We start from the raw sequence: 1,424 nt of genomic DNA on the forward strand, positions 1-1,424 counted from the left end.
GTGCCCGTGCCGTGCGCCTCCACCACATCAACCTCGCCCGGCGTCAACCGCGCGTTGGCCAACGCCTGGCGGATCACCCGCTGCTGCGACGGCCCGTTCGGAGCACTCAACCCGTTCGAGGCGCCGTCCTGGTTGACCGCGCTGCCCCGCAACACCGCCAACACCTGATGCCCCCGCCGACGGGCATCCGACAACCGCTCCAACACCACAACCCCGACACCCTCACCCCAGCCTGTGCCGTCGGCCGCGTCCGCGAACGGTTTACACCGCCCATCCGCGGCCAACCCACCCTGCCGGGAAAACTCCACGAACGCACCCGGAGTGGCCATCACCGTCACACCGCCGGCCAGGGCCATCGAACACTCACCCGACCGCAACGCCTGCGCCGCCAGATGCACCGCGACCAGCGACGACGAACACGCCGTGTCCACCGACACCGCCGGACCCTCCAGGCCCAACGTGTACGCCACCCGCCCGGACATGACACTCGCCGCGTTGCCGGTAAGGAGATGTCCCTCGCTACCGGTCTGCCCGTCGCCGATCACCGAGATGTAGTCCTGCCCGTTGGTGCCCACATACACGCCGGTGTCGGACCCGCGTAGCCCGGACGGGTCGATCCCGGCCCGTTCCAACGCTTCCCAGGAAACCTCCAACAACAGCCGCTGCTGCGGATCCATCGCCACGGCCTCCCGCGGACTGATCCCGAAGAACCCCGCGTCGAACATCCCGGCCCCGGAAAGGAATGTCCCGTACCAGGCCCCCGACTGCTGCCGGCCGGGGCCGTCCAGCGCCGTCAGGTCCCAACCCCGATCCGCGGGGAACTCGCCCACCGCGTCGACACCCTCGACCAGCAGCTGCCAGAACCCGTCCGGGTCACCAACCCCACCCGGATACCGACACCCCATCCCCACAATCGCCACCGGCTCATCGCCATCCGCACCGACCGCCACCGGCGCGACAGTCACGGCAGCGCTCTTGCCAAGCAGCAGGTCCGTCAGATGGTCGGTCAACACCTCCGCACTGGGGTAGTCGAGGACCAGCGTGGCTGGCAGTGGCAGTCCGGTTGCGGTGGCCAGTCGGTTGCGTAGTTCCACCGCGGTCAGCGAGTCGAAGCCGAGTTCGCGGAACGCCCGGTCAGGTTCGATCGCTTGGGCGGTGTCGTGGCCAAGGGCTGTGGCCGCGTGGGTACGTACCAGCTCGAGGACTCTCTGGTGGCGCTGCGGATCGGTCAAGGTCCGCAACTGGGTGGCCAGTGCTGAATCATCGCCCGGGCCGGCCTCGGCGTCGGTGACGGCGGCTTGGACCTCGGGTAGCCCGGCTAGGAGCGCACTCGGGCGTGCGGAGGTGAACGCTTGGGTGAACTGGGCCCAGTCCACGTCAGCCACCGCGAGGAAGTCCTCGCCCCGACCGACCGCCTCGGCCAG

At 69.5% G+C, this 1,424-nt stretch carries 1 protein-coding gene; it reads right to left on the reverse strand.

The window, feature by feature from the left end:
- Nucleotides 1–1,424, reverse strand: a 1,424-nt coding sequence (locus AB0J33_RS31150) for a beta-ketoacyl synthase N-terminal-like domain-containing protein (protein WP_363618735.1), incomplete at both ends; no start/stop codon positions are given.

The sequence above is a fragment of the Micromonospora sp. NPDC049645 genome (genome assembly GCF_040675155.1).
Lineage (GTDB): Bacteria > Actinomycetota > Actinomycetes > Mycobacteriales > Micromonosporaceae > Micromonospora.